Here is a 17,273-nt window from a genome sequence, read left to right on the forward strand (position 1 = left end):
TCCCTCCATTCGGCATGCGCGGCAAGCCTGTTCTCCACCGACGCCAAGGCATCCGCCAACGCCTCCGAAGACCGGACCGGGCCAGGACCATCCATCTCACTCACCTCCGGAATACACGATCACTACATGGGCATGGCCACCACCCGGTCCACACCCGGACGGCAGCCACACCACACATTTTTCACACACAGAAAACGCTAAAAACACATCCAAAAAAACTACTGACAACTAACCCGACAACGACGTACCGAACAGTGAAACGCCACCTCGGCAAAGGGCTCACCCCCAGCTCCCCACACACCCGTCAGCCTGGACGACCCAAAACCGCGGTATGCACATCCGGATCAGCGCCCCACACCTCCTCATCCTCCTGTAGCCAGGTAGTCCGCTCCCGCTCGTTCCCCTGCCCACCAGCACCCATACCCCCCATACCACCCATCGGCGCCATCGGCATACCCCCATAAGGAGCACCCCGACCAGCGACGGCAGCCTCCTCCGCCGCAGCGGCCGCACCCAGCGCCCCACCCCGGGCACCACCAGGTTCACCCGCGATACCACCTCTGGCCGACCCACCGCCACTGATAGCCTGCATATTAGGATCAAGACGGAGCGGAGACAGCGGCCCACCACCGATACCCCCCACCCCCGACCCGAGACCGGGGGACAACAAACCGGGAGCAAGAAACCCCGGAACGGAACCACGCCCACCAGCCCCCCCGCCCGCGTTAGTCAACCCAGCATCGAACGCCGGCGGACTAATCTTGTCCAGACCCGGGTTCTTCAACCCATTATCATTAGCGAACTGGAGCTGGGTCGGATTACCAATCTTGTTCGTAAGCGGATTAGGAGAACCAGGCAAACCAGACGGATTAAGTAAACCGGGCGCAGCGAGTGGATTAAGTGGATTGAACAAACCAGGTGAACCAGGAGCATTGAGCAAACCGGACGGATTAAGTGGGTTAAGTGGATCGCCACCCGGCCGACCCGGGGGATTCACGGCATTCGGGATGCCACCCGCCGGTGGCGCCAAAAGATTGTTACCAGCCGGCAGCGTAGGGTTCGCCGGGTTGAACTGTGGGTTGTCAGCATTCGGCGGATTATTGAGCGGCGGTGGGTCCTGCTTGGGTGGTGGGTCCTGCTTGGGTGGTGGGTCCTGCTTGGGTGGTGGGTCCTGCTTGGGTGGTGGGTCCTTCTTCGGCGGTGGGTCGACCTTTGGCGGTGGGTCGACCTTTGGCGGTGGGGTACTCGTGGGATAGTTCCCGGCAGCCGGCTTCGGCAGCTGATTAATCTGGCCCTTGTAATCACCAGCAAGACTGTTGATCTCAATCCGCATCCGCCGTTCCATCTCCTTGACCTTCTCCGGAAACTTCGAGACGGTCACGATGGTATGGCCGTTCACAACCTCCCACGGCGGTTTCTCGTTCAGGATCGGATCCCGCGGCGCCCGGCCTCCCCCGGTCCGGGTAGTACCGTTGAATATGGCAACGGCCGCGTTGTACTTATCCGTCCACTCCTTGATGATCTGGTTCGCGATATCCGCGTCGATCTGGTTGATATTATTGATCGCGGTGGTAAGCGACATGCCCGAGTTCGTCAGCACCTCGTTGTACTTCGGTATCCCACCCAACGGCGCCAGATCCCCATCCAACGTACCGATGAACTTGTGCATCATCGTCTGGAAGGACGTCGCGCCCTCCCCGGTCCACGGCGCGTCCTGCCCATCAACCAGACTCACCGTCTGCTTCTGCAACAGGTCCCGAATAGGCTGCAACGCAAGCCTCGTGGTCTCGAACGCGCTCCCAGCGTCGGTCAGGCTCTGTGGGTTGCTCACCGAGTACAACAGGTCCGGGTTCTTCGCCGCGTTCGTGCCGTAAGCACCAACGATCGCGTTCTTGATCTGCTTCCAGGTCCAGGTATTGTAGTTCGCGTTATTACCGGGATCACCATCGGCGTTCGGATCGTAGTCACCCATCGCCGTCAGCCACCCACAGCCGGGCCGATTTTCGGAGTGACCACACTCACCATGTCATTGATATCCGTAGCAGTGATCTTATTGATGTCATCGACGTTGGCATAGTTGTCCGCGATCGTGGTCAGCCGCTCGGCCAGCGTGGTCAACGCCGTGTCCAACCCATTCAACGCGGTGACGTAGGCCTTCGCCCGGGCATCAGCCCCGATAGCGACGGTGTTCTCCATGGCTGTCCCGTCCGGGAACCTACCAGCCTTGACCGCCACCTTGTTCAGCTGGTCCTTCGCCGGCGTGAGAGCCGGGGTAAGATTCTTCACGTCCTTCGCCAGCTGACGCAGGACCTCCGGCGTCACCACGATCTTGTGCTTCTTGTCTGCCATTGTTCCTTCCGGTTCCTCGGACCAGCCAGGACACGCCGATACCCCGCCGCGCGGGCATCGGCGTCACCCCAGCCAGATACGCCCGGTCAGGTCGAGGTCAGCATCAACGCCGGCCTGACCGGTAGCGGGCACGGACGTCCGGCCTACTGCGCCCACATATTCCGGACACGGTTATCAGTGGTCTGATAATTCATCATAATGTTACCGAAACCGGTGCAGGCGCCATCAAGCTGGGTCCGCATGTTCTGCGCCCCGTTGTTCCAGCCCGTCTGGGACTTCTGCCAGACCTGCTGCGCCTCAGCGGTCCAGTTATCCACGTCCAGGCTGGTCTTCAGGGAACCGTTGAGATCGGCCACCAGCCGTTCGATCGCGCCAGTGATGTTCCGCATGTCATCAACGATCGTTCCGCCACCAACAAAATCAATCGAGTAGCGCATCGCGTGTTCTCCTTTGTTCCGCTGTTCCACCCACACCGGGTCCCCGACCGGCACAGGGATGTCGACAGGCCCTAGTGCTTAGGGGGAATACCCGGGGTCACCGGTGTCACCGGCGTGCCCGGAAAAGATTGATCACCCGGCAGGCCCGCCAGGTCGGTACTGATCCTGGTGACCATCTGCTGGTTCGCGTCCTCGTTGGCCTGGTACTCCTTCGTACCTTTCTCGAGCGTGTCCTTCATGTGCCCGAGCGCTGTCACTACCTTGCCGAAATTCGTCAGCCAGGTATGCATGGCACCGCTGTAAGGAGTAGCCGCCTGGCCGGTCCAGACGTTCGGCAGACCCCCAATCGTCGTACTTATCTTCTGGTAGGCGTCGTTCGACTCCGTGAATGCCGTCTCGAAGGCCACCTTCGCCCTCGCCATCGCTTCGAAATCAACGATCTGGTTGTTCGCCACTGGGTCTCACCACCTGCTCCGTGTCGGGTTGGGCCGTCAGCTCCAGTCACGGCCCGACCACGCCCATGGGTTCATCCGCGTTTTGTGTGGTGTTCGCCCCGGGGCTATATCGGCACGCTAGACCTGGTTGTGGCCGGGGCGAGCAACAGCTCGACCTGCGTTAATCACTCAAGGTAATGATCAACATATGGACCGCGCAGCCTGAGAAACCACGATCGAAGCCTGGATTCAGACCCGCCTGGACGCTGTCGACGCCGCCGCGCATCGGCCGACACAGCACCGCCGGGTACGGTGGGGTACCCGCGGTAGGTGGTAAGGCGATGCGCGCCACGGCGCCCATCCCGCGCATCTCCTCGACGTTCTCGACCACGATCGCGACGTGTTCCTGACACAGATCGACGTCAACGAAAAGATCAACTAAATCCTCTTGTTCTCCACGGCTCTCGAGCAGATCCCCGACCTGACCAACATTCTGATCACCAACACGCCGTCACCCGCGGTGCAGGCGAACGCGCCGCAGTGACGGATGTACAGGTCGGCGAGTTGAGCCAGCGGGATACTGACCCGCGAAGCAGTCACCCGGAGCGTCATCGACGGATATTCGATGATCTGCCGTGCCGCGGGCGCCGCCTTCCCTCAACCGGCACCGCCGTCGAGACGAACACCAGTCGGTGGTCCTCGTGTAGGCCACGCCTCGCTGTCCTCCCGGCCCGTCAGTGGGCGGATGCGGTCGTATCCTTCTTCCGCGATCTACAGACATCGGAGTGAGGAGCCGGGGTGGCCTTGCTGGACGGGGCGGCACATGGGGACGACGATGTTCGCAGACTGCGCTCCGCGCTCGCCGCGGCCTTCTCCGACCAGACCGCCGCGCGCCACCTTCTTCTGGAGATCGGCATCCCGGCCGACCGGCATCTCGCCTGGGCCGGACTCGACGCGACGCTGTGGTGGGCGGAGACGTTCCGCTCGTTCGAGAACGGAATCGCCGTCGACCCCTACCGCCGGATCGCGCGGGCCGCGCTCGGGAGGTTTCCGGGCAACCCGGTGTTTCAGCGATTTGCCGACCTGCCTGTGATTGATCCTTCCCGGGTGCCGCCGGTGCCGTGTGATGACAACGCCCATGACAGCCCTGGCGAATCCGCGGGCACAGACACGGTACGGGGGCCTGGCACACCCGTGCCGACATCTGTTGTTGAGTCACGTGCCCTGGCCACGACCGGCCCGGACAAGCCGCCTGAGCCGGACGGATCGAATGCCACGGCCGCTCCAGCCATGCTGCCCACACCAACGGAAAAGGCTCAACCAGAGCGTACTTGGGTCTGCCATGCTCGGGCACGAACGATCGGACTGGCAAGCGGCCTGATCGCCATAACAATAACCATTGCGGCGACAGTTATCCTTGTACTCGCCTCCGGTGGGGACGACGTTCGGACGGGTCCGGACCGCAGGGTAACCGCGGCACCGCCAGCTGTGCCGTTCGGCGGATTCGACACGGCCCGGCCGATGCTGCTGAAGGGGCAGACCAGCAATGTGACCAGCGTGGCCGTCAACGGTGCTGGAACGGTGGCCGCGACCGGTGGCGAGAACGGAAAAATTATTCTCTATGACGCATTCTCCGGAAAAAGCACAACGACCCTGGCCGGGGTTCATTCCGGTCGTGTCGACGCTCTCGCGTTCAGCCCGGACGGAACCATTCTTGCCAGCGGTGGAATGGACCGGGCCGTCGTCCTGTGGGATCTCACGGGACATGCGCCGCCGAGGCGACTGACAGGGCACAGCGATAACATCCGCTCGCTGTCGTTCTCGCCGGATGGTGCCACTCTGGTCAGCGCGAGCCAGGATCACACCGCCCGGGTCTGGAATATCGCCACGGGTGAGGCTGGGATGGTACAAGCGGACGGCGAACTCTGGAGTACGGAGGTGGATCCGACCGGACGCTGGTTCGTCACTGTCGCCGAACCAGCCAGGCCGGGCACACCGGATTCGCAGGGAAAAATAGTCCTCTGGGATATCAACCGCCTACAGCCGGTGGGAGAACCCGCGTATGCACCGGGATCGGTCTTCACGGCCGCCTTCAACCCGAACGGGACGATGCTCGCGACCGGCCAGGACAACGGCGGTCCGATTGTGCTGTGGCATGTCGACCAGACCGGCGTGCATTTCGCCTCGGACCTGAACGGTCATGGCGGCGGGGTGCTGTGTCTCGACTTCACTCCGGACGGCCGGACGCTGGTGTCCGGCGCCTACGACAACACAGTGCTACTGCAGTGGGATGTGACCAGCGGCAACGTCGAAACCAAATCCCTGACTGAACCGCCGGGCACCGCGGCGGACGGGTCGCATGTACGCGAGCTGCATATCAGCGCGAACGGTGCTGTCCTGGTCTACGCTGGCGACCGAATGGATGCTTGGTTGTGGCGCCGTGCCGACTGACTATCGCTTTTGCGACGACCGCGCTTGTCGTTCAGCCTGCCTGGTCTGTCAATATGGCCCCGGTCGATCATGAGTGCGGCTCACCACACCTAACCGGTCCGTCACCGCGGGTCAACCCGCCCGGAGACTGGGCCGCCTGGACCGTCGTACGCGCCGGTCCAGGCGGCCCGGCGATTCAGGGCTTCACCACGCTCCAGCGTTCGGCCGGGATGTCCTGGCACTCGTAAAGCGAGGCGTAACCACTCTGGCCGTCGGGAGACAGCAGACACAGGTGGTTCGCCTCGTTACGGAAGCGGATGGTCCCGTCTGGGTAGCTCTCGGCCAGCCAACGCTGGCCAGCCCCGTCGACGCCGCGGGGGGCGTCGCACACCTGGAGCACGGCAGCCGTTGTCTTGGTGGCGTGCTCGTCCCGGCTGCCCAGGCACCAAAGGTCACCGTCCAGGCTCTTGATTCGGACCAGGTTGTCGTCCAGGCTAATCCGCTGGATGTTCCAGCCGAAATCTTGCTTCTCCCACAACCACCAATAGATCCACCAGCTGGCGGGCGGCTTGGATGCGGTATAGACCTCGGTGTTGGCGACCTTGCCGATCCGCCGCAGCCGGCCATTGAACGCGGATTCGAGTCGCACGTTCGCGTCAGTCGTCTGCCAGTTTGTAGGGAGGGAGGAAGGGCTGTCCCACCACCGCTGGGCAGCGTCCTGGGTGCACGGCGCCGCGGTCACCGAGTCGCCGGCCGGGGTCAGGCAGAGCCCGGGGAAGGCCACGCTCTGCCAGCGTTGTGGTCCGCCGTTGTCGTCGTTCGGCACCGGGTCGTCCTCAAGATGGCTGATCGTCCACTGCGAGCGCGGGTCATCGCACGTGTCGGCGATGACCCGGGAAGACACGTCCCGGCGGGCGTCCGGCGCGACCGCGACGCAGTCTCCGGTACCGACGTTGCGCAGGTAGTGGGTGAGCGAGTCGGTGGTGTACATCCGGTAGGTCTGGTTGTTGTCGTAGCGGGCGTCCCCGATCGCGATCGAACGGTCCGGGTTCTCCTGCAGCAGACGGCCGCTCGGTGTGGCCAGCACGGTGCCGTAGACGCGGGCCGGGGCTGGCGGCTGGGCCGGCGGCGGTGTCCGGGCAAAGTCCACGGGCACGTGGTCGGATCCAGCGCCCCTCGGAATGGTCGCGGTGAACGCTGGCAGGCCGTGCGTTATCGCGTAGTCCAGCTCACTCGGATTGTTGCCGTTGATGAACGTCGGCTGGCCCGTGCGGACCAGGGTCTCGTCAGCGCGCAGATGCAGCGACTGGTTGCGGGCCTCGTCGTCGGAACGGTTGAGGATGTTCAGGTTGAAGTCGCCGACCAGGACCCAGTTGCGGCCGTCGGTGGCCGCGAAGTTCCGAACCTGGTTGAGCAGCCCGGGCACGTCCTCGCCGCGGGCGTGCGTGTTCCAGTACCAGGTGTTCCCGAACCGCAGACCGAGCAGCGGGCGCGCCCGGTAACGGTTGTTCGGGGCGTTCGGGTTCGGGTCGTAGGCCGGGTTCTCGAGCACGCGGACCTCATCGGCCTGGGAATCGGTGACCATCGCCACGTTCATCTGGCCGCCGTCCCACGTGTCCAGGCCCGTGTCACCGACCCGGCGGGGGTCCGTCTGCAGGAAGTACACGTAACGGTTGCTGCCGCTCGGGCCAGCTGGCCAGGTCACCTGCGTGACCGAACCGGGGAAGGGGCTGGGGCGGGACGGATTGAGCCGGATCTGCCGGAAGTTGCTCCGGTTCATGCTCGCCGGCATCGGCGGCCCGCTGCCGACCTCCTGCAGCGCCACCACCGCGTTGTACGCGGTCAGCCGCTGGATCTCCGACCGCCAGGTCAATCCGTTGTCGGAGCCGTGCATGTTGTACGTGGCGAACGACGACGTGCCGTCGTTGTTCACGGCCTGCGCCGCCGAGGTGCTCAGCGTCAATGTCGTGGCCAGGACCACCGGCCCGGCCAGGAAGGCGACCACGGCGGCGATCCAGCGCCGTCGACGGTCCCGCCTCCTCGGATTGTTGTACCTCGGCTCGGGCAACCGCCGTGGTGCGGCGGTACGTCGTCGCGTCACGGCGGTGATCGCGTCGATTAATGGCATGAAGGGTCCTTCCGGTCAATAATCGCGGCGGCACCTGCCGGCGGCACTGCTCGTACCGGCTGGCCGGCGTCTCGAAACACGTGGGAACCTCCTGCGTTCGAGTGGACGCTCCTCTCATCGGCGCCGTGGAGGAGCGCGTAGCGATCGTCCGATCGTGCGGTTGTCCAGCCGTCGATGGCCTTCCCCCGTACCGGGCCCTGGTCCGCCACGGGGCATCGAAGGCTGCGAAGCTCGACGTAGCGACTATAGAAAAATCGCCGCTGCCGGGTATCTCGGAAGCCTGTCGGAAAACTGTCACGTATATACATGAAGAAATCATGGCGACTGGTAGTCGTTACACGACTCGATGCCCGTCGAAAGGGTATTCGCGCTGGTCAGCGCTATGCCGCCGACGGGCTCACCAAGGGTCTTGTTGCCGATGCCCGGCCCGCTCGGATGATGGGGCCAGCCCACGGCCCGCGACATCCAACGTTACTTCGCCGCGGGATGGACGCTGATAATCTTGTTGCCGAATCCGGCAGGCACATGACGCACCTTCAGTTGATCAGTTGAGCAACCGCTGTTTAATACAGATCGTTTTTGGGGGAAACATGCCACCGGGTTGATCGGAATGCCCGGCTATGGACCCACCCGGCGTGGCCCGCAAGCATGCCCACGACTCGTCATCTACAGCAAGATCTCTAAACCAGGTGAATGTTTACGACAAGATGACCTTCAGTTGCGGAAGCATGGAGCGTGAGCTAACCCGCGAGGAGCTGTTTGAGTCACTCTGGGACCGGATTGTCGTGGAGCTTGAGCGAAAGCCATTCTGAGCGGGCGTGTTGCACTCCATTGGCGGTCGCTTTAGTTGTGTGTTTATCGTGTCGAGTCTTGTTTATGATGTGAATGGATTTGCTAGGTAGTATGTGAGCCAGTTTATAGACGTGGCTCAGGTCTGCGCGAACCATCAGTGATATTGCGCGCTGCGACGGCAGGAATCTTGTCGTCGGTCGCTTTTACGGAGTACTCCCAGCCGCCGGCAAAGGGCTAGCCGACTGCCGCAGAGGCGTGTCCTGCGAATCAGAGAAGATCTCAAACCCGTCCTCTACCACCGCAACATGCCTCCGCAAATCCTCCGGGTGGATATCGCTCAGGTACTGGGCCGGAATGCCCGCTGCCTGTATGCCCGGCAGTTCAACACCCTTCCCGTTAATCTCGTAGATTTCCACTCCCAGGAGCGGCTCTGCGCTGTTGTAGGGTGTACTGCCAAGTACAGCCGAACCGGTGACGCCGTTGCGGTCTACGAACGTGACCTGGATGATCCAGTTAGGGTAGTCCCCATACCGGCCGTCGTTCGGCATACTAATCCAAATTTGGCGGTCGCCAAAATGCTAGCTCTATTTATGCATGTCGCGATCTTGGTGGCAAGCATGAGCGTTCTGCATTATTCGATAGCGTTGCCACCGGCAGGTCGGCGTGTTGAGTAGTGGGCAGGCATGGTCAACCCGACCGTCTGCTTGACACGTGGCTGGCAGTGATATCCGTACCGCACACCTGAATCTGCTCTGTCGGCTGTGGCGGTTGCGGTTCGGAATCGGGCCGTATCGCACTACAATGAATGCATACCGGTCTCGCGAGAAACCACTCTCGCCCCTCGGACCCATGGAGATAATCGTCATGACCTCACCCCGCCACCAGCTCACCACCGACGTTCACCTCGTCTTGCTGAAAGGCAATGACGTTCTCTTCGGCTGCCGCCAGAACACTGGCTACGAGGACGGTGCTTATCACCTGCCCTCCGGCCACCTCGAAGCCGGGGAGTCGGTAGTCGCTGCCCTGATTCGCGAGGCCAAGGAAGAAATCGGCGTCACGATTCAACCCGAAGCCGTCGAGTTCGCACACGTCATGCACAACTCGTCCAGCGGTGGCCGCGCCGCCTTCTTCTTCACGGTGCACGGCTGGGAGGGCGAGCCGGAGAATCACGAACCCGACAAGTGCAGCGAACTCCGCTGGTTCCCGCTCGACGAGCTGCCCGCCCACATGATCGCCTACTGCCGTACAGCCCTGGAGCACATCGCCGCCGGCCAGCCCTTCTCGGTCTACGGCTGGTAGCAGTGTCCGGGTGCCACTCTGGCCCGGTGGTCTGCTTCAGCTACCTGGCCGCCGCGTCCCTGTGGAACGTCGAGCGTTTTCCGCCTGCCAACCATGGGGCCGAGGTCCAGCGGGCCGAGGCCTCGATTGCGGCTGACGGCCCGATGGTCGCGGCTGTCTTGGCCGCCCTCGACGTCCCGGCCCTCGTGATCAGCAACAACTTCGGTGACGACGCCCAAGGCGACCAGGTACGGGCGTGGCTCCACCGGCGTCGGGTGGCGGCAACGGCCGAGGTGGTACCCGGCATGGCCACGCCGCAGATTGTGATCGTGGCTGACGAGCAGGGCACTCGCACCTGGTTCCCGTACCTGCCCGGGGTGGCCGAGGCCCTGGCCACCGCGGATCTATCGTCGCTGGCCAGGGCCTCGTTCGCCTACATCGACTGTTACCAGCTCATCGAGACCGCAGCCGTCCGCGCGGTGCATGCCGCGCGGACGGCTGGTGTGCCGATGCTGCTCAACCTGGGCGGCTCGGCGCTCTCGTCGGCGGTGACCGCCGCAATCCGCGGTTGTCCGGACATCCTGATCCAAACCAACGTTGATGACGTCGAGCACGAGGCCGCCCCGGCGATGGCGGCGTCCCTGCTGCACGCGACGGGCGCCCGGCGGGTGGTGGTCACGGCCGGGGCGTCCGGTGCCGTGGCGGTCGAAGATGAGCGGCGGCTGCGGGTTCCGGCATTCAAGGTGCAGGTGCGGCACACCCACTGCGCCGGTGCCGCGTTCTCTGCCGGCCTGCTGTATGGGCTGGTTCGGGGCTGGCCAATGCGGAACGCCTTGGAGGTGGCCGCTGCCAGCGGCGCCCTGCGCTGCGAGCGGGCTCACGATGAAGCGTTGCCGACGCTTGCCGAGTTGACGGCCGTTGTCGAGTCGCGCGGACATCATCCGGCCGTGGTCGCCAGTTAGAAGAGGTCCCAGTCCCGGAGCATTCCGGTCAGCTCGTCGAGCCGCCCGCGTGTCATTCGCTTGCGGGCGGCTTCGGCGGCCGACTCCTGGACGGCCCCGAACTGCCACCAGCGCTCGCCGGTTGTGCGGTCCATGACCAGGAAGCGATCCTTCACTGCCGGGCCGCGGATGACCAGCGACACCGTGTACGGCTCGGCCACCACGGCATGCACCATCGAGTGGTGCAGGGCGTAGGCGTAGCCAGCCTGCTCCTGCCGGACCTGCAGCGCGGCCAGGCTGCCCGGCTCGGGCTCGGTGTCTACGTCGACGTCGCCGAACAGGTAATGCCGGTACTCGCCGCGCAGGATCAGGCTGGCATACGACCAGCGGTGGTTGTGCGGCCGGTCGAAGTAGCCGGGCAGGAAGACATGCAGCCGCACCCGGATGCCGGCGGCGTCCTGATACAGCACGATCTTGTCCAGGATGTCGTAGTGCTCGGCGAGTGCCAGCAGTTCCGGCCGTGCCGGCAGGCTGAGCAGGGCGCCCCGTACGACGTCCGGGTCGTCGGCGAGCTGCGTGAGTGCCTTCCGGGTGGCGTGCTCCACGGCGTCGATGTCGTTCCAGTCCAGCGCGTGCAGCGGCTCGATGATGTGATCCATCTGGATCTTCCTTCCTAGTCTTCGGGCTTGGCGCTGGACTTCCACAGCCGGCAAACCGGCACGATGTCGGGCTCGATAGCACACGACGAGCCGCCCATAACGATCTGTTCTGCCGGGCAGCCGCCCTGGCAGGACGCGACCTTGCAGCCGCCGCAGGCGCTCGTGACCAGCGGACGGGTGAACAGGTCGAACTCGTTGTCACTGCGGTTGAGCACCACCTGGCCGTCCTGCATCCGGGCGAAGTACAGATCGGTGTCGAACAGGTAGGAGCAGACGTAGCATCTGCCGTCGGGAAAGATCGAGATTCTGTCCAGCGTCCGCCCGATGCAGCCCTGGTAGCCCTCGGCGGCGTAGCGGGCCATCTGGTCGCGGCGGGCGTAGGTCGGCTGGTACCAGACCCGCGTCTGGTAGCCGGGCGCGGTCTCGTTGAGCACGTCGCAAAACGTCACCCACTCCCGAGGGCTCATCGCCATGTCGGCGTTGCCGTGCCCGACGCCGATGGTCGAGAAGACGTGGAACTTCACCAGGGACACGCCGAGCTCATCGGCGAGGTCCAGCAGCTTGAGCGCGTCGCCCCGGTTGGCCTGGTTGACGGTGCAGATGATCCGGGTGTCGAAGCCGCAGGCGGTCAGCTCGGCCGTCGTCTCCAGCGCGGTGTCGAACGTGCCGGCGCCGCGCACCCGGTCGTGGGAGCCAGCGCTGCCGCCGTCGAGGCTGACTTGGACGTAGGCGAAGTCCTCCGGCTCCAGCTGCCGGAACTTGCGCGCCGCCGGCAGCTGGGCGTTGGTCGTCGTGATGATGTCCTCGTAGCCCAGGGCTCGGCCGAGCCGGATGGCCTCGACGTAGTTGGGGTGCAGCGTCGGCTCGCCGCCGAGGACGGTCAGCTTGCTACCGCCCATCCGCCGCCAGGTGGCCAGCGTCGCGGCGATTTCGGGCAGACCCATCTTGAGTGCCCGGTCCAGCCGCTCGCCCATGTAGCAGTGCTCGCACCGGAGCTGGCAGGCCTCCGTTATATAGAGGTAGACGTTCCGGAACCGGCCGTACGCAACCCGGTCAATGCGGTCCGGCTGTGGGGCGCCGGCCCGCCGGGGCATCCGAGCATGGCCGTAGTCGTCATCAGTCCGCAGACGCGGCGGGGCAAGAGGCACAGTGGTCATAGCTGGCGAATCCTCGAGGTCAGGAGTGCGGTGACGGCCTGGGCGGTCTGCTCGGGGGACGTGCCGCTGTTGAGCCGGGTCACGGCGACGCCGGCCTCTGCGAACGCTTGGCGGATGCCGTCGGCGGTCTGCCGGTAGCGCTGCAACCGGGCACGCAGCAGCCGCGGTGCGTCGCCCCGGCGGGGGTGCAGGATGCCGCCGCAGCGGGCGCACCGCTGGGCGTCCTCGGCGCTCGGCTCGGCGGGTAGTCGGGGGTCGTGGATGGGGTCGCGTTCGCAGCGGTGGCACACCCGCCGCTGGAAGGCCCGGCGGTAAAGGGTGGTCACCTCGCTGGCAAGCTCGACGGCATGCACGGTGCAGCCGGGCGCGTGCTGCTCCAATGCGGCGAGGAACAGCCGGACCTGTGTGCCGGTGCCGGGGAAGTTGTCGAAGAACACGGTGCTCGTCTGGTCGCCCTTCACCGTGGTGTCGAGGTAGCCGCGCAGCGCGGTCACGACGTTGAAGTCGTCGATCCAGCCGAGTCGTTCGGCGCTGGTGGCCGTGGCCGCCAGGATGGTCTCCGGCACGTGCTCCCGGAGTCGGAAGACGGCGCACCCGGGCGCCTGACCGAGCCGCGCGGTCAGGGTCGTCTTGCCGGCAGCCGGCGGACCGACCACGGGTACGGCAACCGTGAGGGTCATTACGGGCAACCCCCGGCCGCTGTGTAGTCCGTGCCAGAGCGCCGCCGTCGACGCGCAAGCCCGTCCGCCGGCGGTGCCGCCAGAGTTCTGGGCGCTCGACCAGATGCGCGACGCCCTGGCCACCTGGCACATGGGCCGGGTGATCTTTGCCTACCGGAACCACCCGTACCACAGCCACACGCTGTCGCAGGAGCTGGTCGGCACCTGGCTCGGGCTCACCCAGGCCCAGCTCAGCCGCATCGAGAACGGCCGGGCGCCAGAGGAACTGACCAAGCTGATCCGCTACAGCCAGATCCTCGGCATTCCGGGCGAGCTGCTGTGGTTCGACCTGCCCGGCGCGCCGCGTACCCGGACGCCCATCGAAACCGAGCCGCCGATTCTCATGCCGGTTGTGCTCGGCGGCCGGGAGGTCATGATTCCGGTCGATGCTGAGGCAGCGAAGGCCGCTGGCCTCGACGGCATGATCGGCACATTGGCTGTTCGGGCCGGGGCCACGCCGGGTCTGGCGGTAGGCCCCGCTGCATCGGCCGAACGGCAGACCGCGCGTGTCCTACCGTTCGCCGGCCTGGACGAGATGCGGCACCTGGCCGCCGCGCTGGAAGATGCTCACCGTTACCTGGACCACTCGGTGGTTGGCTTCTTCGCCCGCCAGTTTGGACGCTGCAAGGCCGACGACGGCCACGCGGGGCCGTTGCGCGTCCTGCCGATGGTGCTCGGCATCCTCGGCGCCGTCCAGCAACACGCCCGCGACGTCCAACCGGACGTCCGGCGCGCGCTGCTCGCCATCGGTGCCGATGGTGCCGAGTTCGCCGGCTGGCTGTACCGAGACCTGCACGACCCCGACTCGGCCACTTACTGGTACGACCGGGGGACGGAATGGGCACAGGAGGCTTGCGACCTGCCGATGCAGGGCTACATCCTGCTCCGGAAGTCGCAGATGGCCTACACGGAGCGGGATGCCGTGCGGGTACTGACCCTCGCGCAAGCTGCTCATCACGGTCCGTGGCAGCTCCCGCCCCGCGTCCGCGCTGAGGTCATCCAACAGGAGGCCCGCGGGCTGGCGATGACCGGCGAGCCAATCGCCGTCGTCGAGCGGAAGCTCAGCGACGCCCAGACGCTGTTGGCCGCCGCCGATGACGGGGATGCCTCGCCGCTCGGCGCGCAGTACGACGAACGTACCTGGCTGCTGCGGTCGGCCAGTTGCTACATCGAGGCCGGCAAACCCCGCGAGGCCGCCGCGCTGTACGGCGATGTGTTAGCCAGCGGCGTGCTGGCCCGGCGGGATGAGGGCTACTACCGGGCACGCCGGGCGGTGGCCTGCGCTCTGGGTGGTGAACCGGATGAGGCCGCCCAGGAAGGACTGGACGCCCTCCGTTTGGCGGCGAGCACCAACTCGCAGCGCACCACCAGAGAAGTGGCCCGGGTTGTGGCGATCCTCGCCCCGTGGCAGGCCCGCAGCGGTCCGCGAGAGTTGCGGGCAGCGATGGGCGCATAACTACCGGAAGATCAGTCCTTGGTTAGCCACTCCGCCACCGTCCGAATCACGAACGCCTGCCATTGCTGGCTCTGCGGATCGGCATACGTCGGGTCGTCATGCACGGCGAATCCATGCTGCGCGCCCTCGATTTCCACCAATTTGTGCTCTGCTTGGAAGCGGGGTACGGCCGCGCGGGTGGCTTCTATGGATACGAACGTGTCCTTCGTGCCGTGGACGATGAGGGTTGGCGCGGTGGTTTCGCCAAGCACCTCCACCGGCCTAATCCAGAACACTTCGCTTAGCATTGCCCGCCCGTGCCGGACGGTGGGCGAGTGGCGGATGAAGCCCTCGGCTGTTAGCCGCGCCGCGGCCTCGTCGTCCAGGACATTATTGTGCCAGTAGGGCTTCTGGTCGACGTAGCGGTTCTTGTAGTCGAGCTGCGGATTCAGTAGCACCAGCCGCGACAGCTCTTCCGGGCGCTTCGCCGCGTAGTAGGCCGCGAGGCCGCCGCCGAAGCTCGTGCCCAGCAGATGCAGGACGGACGCACCGGTTTCCTCCCGCACCCTGGCCAGAGCCACCCCGATGTCGTTTAGGTGGCCCGTCAGCGTCGTCTCCTCCATGGGGCCTTCGCTCTCCCCATGCCCGCGGAGATCGAACCGCAGCGACGCGGCGCCCGCCTCCGCCAGCCCGGCGGCCAGCCGGGTGAAGAAGCCGCCCTCCTCGCGGGTGACGCCGCCGCCGTGGACGAGGACCACGGCTCGGCTGGCAGCCGCATCCGGCGTGGTCAGCGTGGCGGCCAGGTGCAAGCCGTCCAGTGTGCGGAGTGAAGTCGCGGTCTCGTGCGCGGGCATGGCGCTCCTCTGGACACGGCAGCCACTGATACCCGGCCATCCTCTGGCGAACGGCGCGCGAAGGCCAGAGCCGCCAGCGAGATGCCTATCGCCCAACGCCCTCGCCGGGCGGCAGGTCCCAGTCCAGTGCCCGCAGCGCATCGGCGACGCGCTGTAGAGTTGCAAGGTCATCGAAGACTTCGATCGGTTCGGCGGCTCTGGCCGGTCTCTGGCGCGAGGGCAACGGCTCGGCGTTCCCGGCCGCAACGTCGGTCTTTGCCGGTAGTGGGAGGCTGCACCAGGTCACCTTGCCGCCGGTCGGAGGCCGGTAGTAGGCCCATCGGGTGCTGATCTCCACCTCGATGGTGTGGCGGACTGGGGCCGAGGTCGAAAGGTGGTTGAGGTCGGCGACCAGCACGGCGCGTCCCTCGGTGCGCCGGAGCTGTGCCAGCAGTTCCGTGAGGCCGGGCCGCACGATCCGTGTTGGCGGTGTACTGCGGTCGACGAACACGTCGGCCATGGTCATGCTCTCCGCCGCGTGGGCGGACAGTAGAGCATGGAGATGGTCTTCCTCGCTCCCGTCGTCGCCCTCCATACGGATGTAGCCATACACGGTCGTGGGCATCCGTCCCCTCCATTCCGCTGGGTGGCTGACGCCCCGGGCCGAGGAGTCGGCTCGACCCGGCCCGGGACGTCTGCGGTAAGGGTGGAAGGCCAGATGGGCGGGCGCCATGTGTGTGGCGTATGGGCTCTACACGCAGCGCGATGCCATGTGTTGGACTTGGCGCAGGGTGTAGTCCAGCGCGCCCATTGCACCCTGGCGGTTGAGCCTGCGACAGCATTTGCTGGCCATGGTGTAAGTTGCTCGCGTGAGTGAGCAGCAGGATGTCATCGAGGAGCTTGAGGCGGCCGGGGTCCTCAACGGGGTGCGCTGGGCGTACCGGTCAGCGGTTACGCGATCCCTGGAGGACTACTCCGAGGGTGCCGGCCATGACGCGGCCTGGCTGGGAAACACCCGGTTCACCCTCTTCCGGAACCGGCTGGACCGCGTGTTCACCTGCGAGCATTACTCGATCACTGGCTCTGGCGAGGACGATGCTGATGTCGCTCTCGACCGGCTGTTCGAGGAACTCCCCAAGGAGGACATCCGGACCATGCCCCGGCTTGGCTCGGGGTTGGTGCGCCGGGCGGACCTCAACGGCAGTCCCGGTTGGACACATGCCGGCCGGCGGTTTCTGCTCGCCTCATACAAGCACGGTGAGATCGACCGGCTGCCGTGGCCACGGCGTAGCCCGACGAAGCGGTCGGTTGCTCGTCAACGCAACCCGGAGCCCGCGCCCACGCTGTTCGACGGCCTCGATGACGAGGAGGCCGGCGGCCTTGAGGTCTTGGGCGCGAACAAGGAGCTCGATCTTCCGACGTTCGTAGTCGCGCACAGTCTTGACCCCGTAACTGGAGCCCCGGAGCTGGTCTACGGTCGTCCCCGCCTCAACGCTGGTGGCGGGAACGCCTGGCACTGGTACGAGAATCTCCTCAGCGTTCCGCCGATTAAGGGCGGCTACCACATCGACGACGACAGCCCGCTTCCGGCCGGGCCGAGTACCGTGGCGGACGCCGAGGTGCGCCTGCGCCGTCCGGCCGAAGAGCTTCGTCGTGATCGCGCCAGTGGTGAACAGTGAGC

General features: G+C 65.5%; 17 protein-coding genes. 5 read left to right on the plus strand and 12 right to left on the minus strand.

What is annotated here, in order from left to right; genetic code table 11:
- Positions 1 to 304: 304 nt before the first annotated feature.
- From MJ797_RS04090 to MJ797_RS04110, 5 genes are all read right to left on the minus strand, one after another.
- The gene (locus MJ797_RS04090; RefSeq protein ID WP_239331966.1) at positions 305 to 1,972 is read right to left on the minus strand and encodes a WXG100 family type VII secretion target; all 1,668 of its coding nucleotides are present in this window, start codon (positions 1,970 to 1,972) and stop codon (positions 305 to 307) included.
- A gap of 5 nt (positions 1,973 to 1,977) precedes the next feature.
- Positions 1,978 to 2,349 carry a type VII secretion target gene (locus tag MJ797_RS04095; RefSeq protein WP_239331968.1) on the minus strand — a complete coding sequence of 124 codons (372 nt, stop codon included), beginning with the start codon at positions 2,347 to 2,349 and terminating at the stop codon, positions 1,978 to 1,980.
- Positions 2,350 to 2,492: 143 nt separating this feature from the next.
- Complete coding sequence (locus MJ797_RS04100; protein ID WP_239331970.1) at positions 2,493 to 2,786, minus strand: WXG100 family type VII secretion target; 294 nt, start codon at positions 2,784 to 2,786, stop codon at positions 2,493 to 2,495.
- A gap of 71 nt (positions 2,787 to 2,857) precedes the next feature.
- Entirely contained in the window at positions 2,858 to 3,241 is a 384-nt protein-coding gene (locus tag MJ797_RS04105) for a WXG100 family type VII secretion target (RefSeq protein ID WP_239331972.1), read from the minus strand.
- Positions 3,242 to 3,401: 160 nt separating this feature from the next.
- Positions 3,402 to 3,611: a hypothetical protein gene (locus MJ797_RS04110; RefSeq protein WP_239331974.1), complete on the minus strand. Its 210-nt coding sequence runs from the start codon at positions 3,609 to 3,611 to the stop codon at positions 3,402 to 3,404.
- 407 nt (positions 3,612 to 4,018) lie between these two features.
- On the opposite strand from MJ797_RS04110, the gene MJ797_RS04115 reads away from it, so the two are divergent.
- Positions 4,019 to 5,671 carry an effector-associated domain EAD1-containing protein gene (locus tag MJ797_RS04115; protein ID WP_239331976.1) on the plus strand — a complete coding sequence of 551 codons (1,653 nt, stop codon included), beginning with the start codon at positions 4,019 to 4,021 and terminating at the stop codon, positions 5,669 to 5,671.
- Positions 5,672 to 5,846: 175 nt separating this feature from the next.
- Here MJ797_RS04115 and MJ797_RS04120 read toward each other — a convergent pair whose 3' ends face one another.
- Complete coding sequence (locus tag MJ797_RS04120; RefSeq protein WP_239331978.1) at positions 5,847 to 7,778, minus strand: endonuclease/exonuclease/phosphatase family protein; 1,932 nt, start codon at positions 7,776 to 7,778, stop codon at positions 5,847 to 5,849.
- A gap of 995 nt (positions 7,779 to 8,773) precedes the next feature.
- Positions 8,774 to 9,118, minus strand: coding sequence for a hypothetical protein (locus MJ797_RS04125; protein WP_239331980.1), 345 nt, complete (start codon positions 9,116 to 9,118; stop codon positions 8,774 to 8,776).
- Between the two features lie 316 nt (positions 9,119 to 9,434).
- On the opposite strand from MJ797_RS04125, the gene MJ797_RS04130 reads away from it, so the two are divergent.
- Together MJ797_RS04130 and MJ797_RS04135 are read left to right on the plus strand one after the other, a co-directional pair.
- The gene (locus MJ797_RS04130; protein ID WP_239331982.1) at positions 9,435 to 9,869 is read left to right on the plus strand and encodes an NUDIX domain-containing protein; all 435 of its coding nucleotides are present in this window, start codon (positions 9,435 to 9,437) and stop codon (positions 9,867 to 9,869) included.
- A gap of 26 nt (positions 9,870 to 9,895) precedes the next feature.
- The gene (locus tag MJ797_RS04135; protein ID WP_239331984.1) at positions 9,896 to 10,810 is read left to right on the plus strand and encodes a carbohydrate kinase family protein; all 915 of its coding nucleotides are present in this window, start codon (positions 9,896 to 9,898) and stop codon (positions 10,808 to 10,810) included.
- Here the strand turns inward: MJ797_RS04135 and MJ797_RS04140 are convergent.
- Genes MJ797_RS04140 through MJ797_RS04150 form a run of 3 tightly spaced genes read right to left on the minus strand, consistent with a single transcriptional unit; the run spans position 10,807 to position 13,285 of the window.
- The gene (locus MJ797_RS04140; protein WP_239310684.1) at positions 10,807 to 11,448 is read right to left on the minus strand and encodes a hypothetical protein; all 642 of its coding nucleotides are present in this window, start codon (positions 11,446 to 11,448) and stop codon (positions 10,807 to 10,809) included. The two genes, MJ797_RS04135 and MJ797_RS04140, sit on opposite strands and share 4 nt — an antisense overlap.
- Positions 11,449 to 11,462: 14 nt before the next feature.
- Complete coding sequence (locus MJ797_RS04145; protein ID WP_239331986.1) at positions 11,463 to 12,605, minus strand: radical SAM protein; 1,143 nt, start codon at positions 12,603 to 12,605, stop codon at positions 11,463 to 11,465.
- A complete protein-coding gene (locus tag MJ797_RS04150; RefSeq protein WP_239331988.1) occupies positions 12,602 to 13,285 on the minus strand; it encodes a hypothetical protein in 684 nt (227 codons plus the stop codon). The genes MJ797_RS04145 and MJ797_RS04150 overlap by 4 nt, the downstream gene beginning before the upstream one ends.
- On the opposite strand from MJ797_RS04150, the gene MJ797_RS04155 reads away from it, so the two are divergent.
- A complete protein-coding gene (locus MJ797_RS04155; protein ID WP_239331990.1) occupies positions 13,275 to 14,780 on the plus strand; it encodes a helix-turn-helix transcriptional regulator in 1,506 nt (501 codons plus the stop codon). The two genes, MJ797_RS04150 and MJ797_RS04155, sit on opposite strands and share 11 nt — an antisense overlap.
- An 11-nt stretch (positions 14,781 to 14,791) precedes the next feature.
- Here MJ797_RS04155 and MJ797_RS04160 read toward each other — a convergent pair whose 3' ends face one another.
- On the minus strand, positions 14,792 to 15,613 hold the full coding sequence (locus MJ797_RS04160) for an alpha/beta hydrolase (RefSeq protein WP_239331992.1): 822 nt from the start codon (positions 15,611 to 15,613) through the stop codon (positions 14,792 to 14,794).
- An 85-nt stretch (positions 15,614 to 15,698) separates the two neighbouring features.
- Positions 15,699 to 16,217, minus strand: coding sequence for a recombinase family protein (locus tag MJ797_RS04165; RefSeq protein WP_239331994.1), 519 nt, complete (start codon positions 16,215 to 16,217; stop codon positions 15,699 to 15,701).
- Between the two features lie 244 nt (positions 16,218 to 16,461).
- Here MJ797_RS04165 and MJ797_RS04170 point away from each other — a divergent pair, with 244 nt between their 5' ends.
- Positions 16,462 to 17,271 carry a hypothetical protein gene (locus MJ797_RS04170; protein ID WP_239331996.1) on the plus strand — a complete coding sequence of 270 codons (810 nt, stop codon included), beginning with the start codon at positions 16,462 to 16,464 and terminating at the stop codon, positions 17,269 to 17,271.
- The last annotated feature ends 2 nt before the right edge of the window (positions 17,272 to 17,273 follow it).

This window comes from Protofrankia sp. CiP3, from assembly GCF_917627345.1.
Lineage (GTDB): Bacteria > Actinomycetota > Actinomycetes > Frankiales > Frankiaceae > Protofrankia.

What these genes read in the sequence shown, in the direction of transcription:
- MJ797_RS04090 (WP_239331966.1), bottom strand. Translation starts at nt 1,972, where the DNA reads ATGGGTGACTACGATCCGAACGCCGATGGTGATCCCGGTAATAACGCG.
- MJ797_RS04095 (WP_239331968.1), bottom strand. Translation starts at nt 2,349, where the DNA reads ATGGCAGACAAGAAGCACAAGATCGTGGTGACGCCGGAGGTCCTGCGT.
- MJ797_RS04100 (WP_239331970.1), bottom strand. Translation starts at nt 2,786, where the DNA reads ATGCGCTACTCGATTGATTTTGTTGGTGGCGGAACGATCGTTGATGAC.
- MJ797_RS04120 (WP_239331978.1), bottom strand. Translation starts at nt 7,778, where the DNA reads ATGCCATTAATCGACGCGATCACCGCCGTGACGCGACGACGTACCGCC.
- MJ797_RS04125 (WP_239331980.1), bottom strand. Translation starts at nt 9,118, where the DNA reads ATGCCGAACGACGGCCGGTATGGGGACTACCCTAACTGGATCATCCAG.
- MJ797_RS04130 (WP_239331982.1), top strand. Translation starts at nt 9,435, where the DNA reads ATGACCTCACCCCGCCACCAGCTCACCACCGACGTTCACCTCGTCTTG.
- MJ797_RS04140 (WP_239310684.1), bottom strand. Translation starts at nt 11,448, where the DNA reads ATGGATCACATCATCGAGCCGCTGCACGCGCTGGACTGGAACGACATC.
- MJ797_RS04145 (WP_239331986.1), bottom strand. Translation starts at nt 12,605, where the DNA reads ATGACCACTGTGCCTCTTGCCCCGCCGCGTCTGCGGACTGATGACGAC.
- MJ797_RS04150 (WP_239331988.1), bottom strand. Translation starts at nt 13,285, where the DNA reads ATGACCCTCACGGTTGCCGTACCCGTGGTCGGTCCGCCGGCTGCCGGC.
- MJ797_RS04160 (WP_239331992.1), bottom strand. Translation starts at nt 15,613, where the DNA reads ATGCCCGCGCACGAGACCGCGACTTCACTCCGCACACTGGACGGCTTG.
- MJ797_RS04165 (WP_239331994.1), bottom strand. Translation starts at nt 16,217, where the DNA reads ATGCCCACGACCGTGTATGGCTACATCCGTATGGAGGGCGACGACGGG.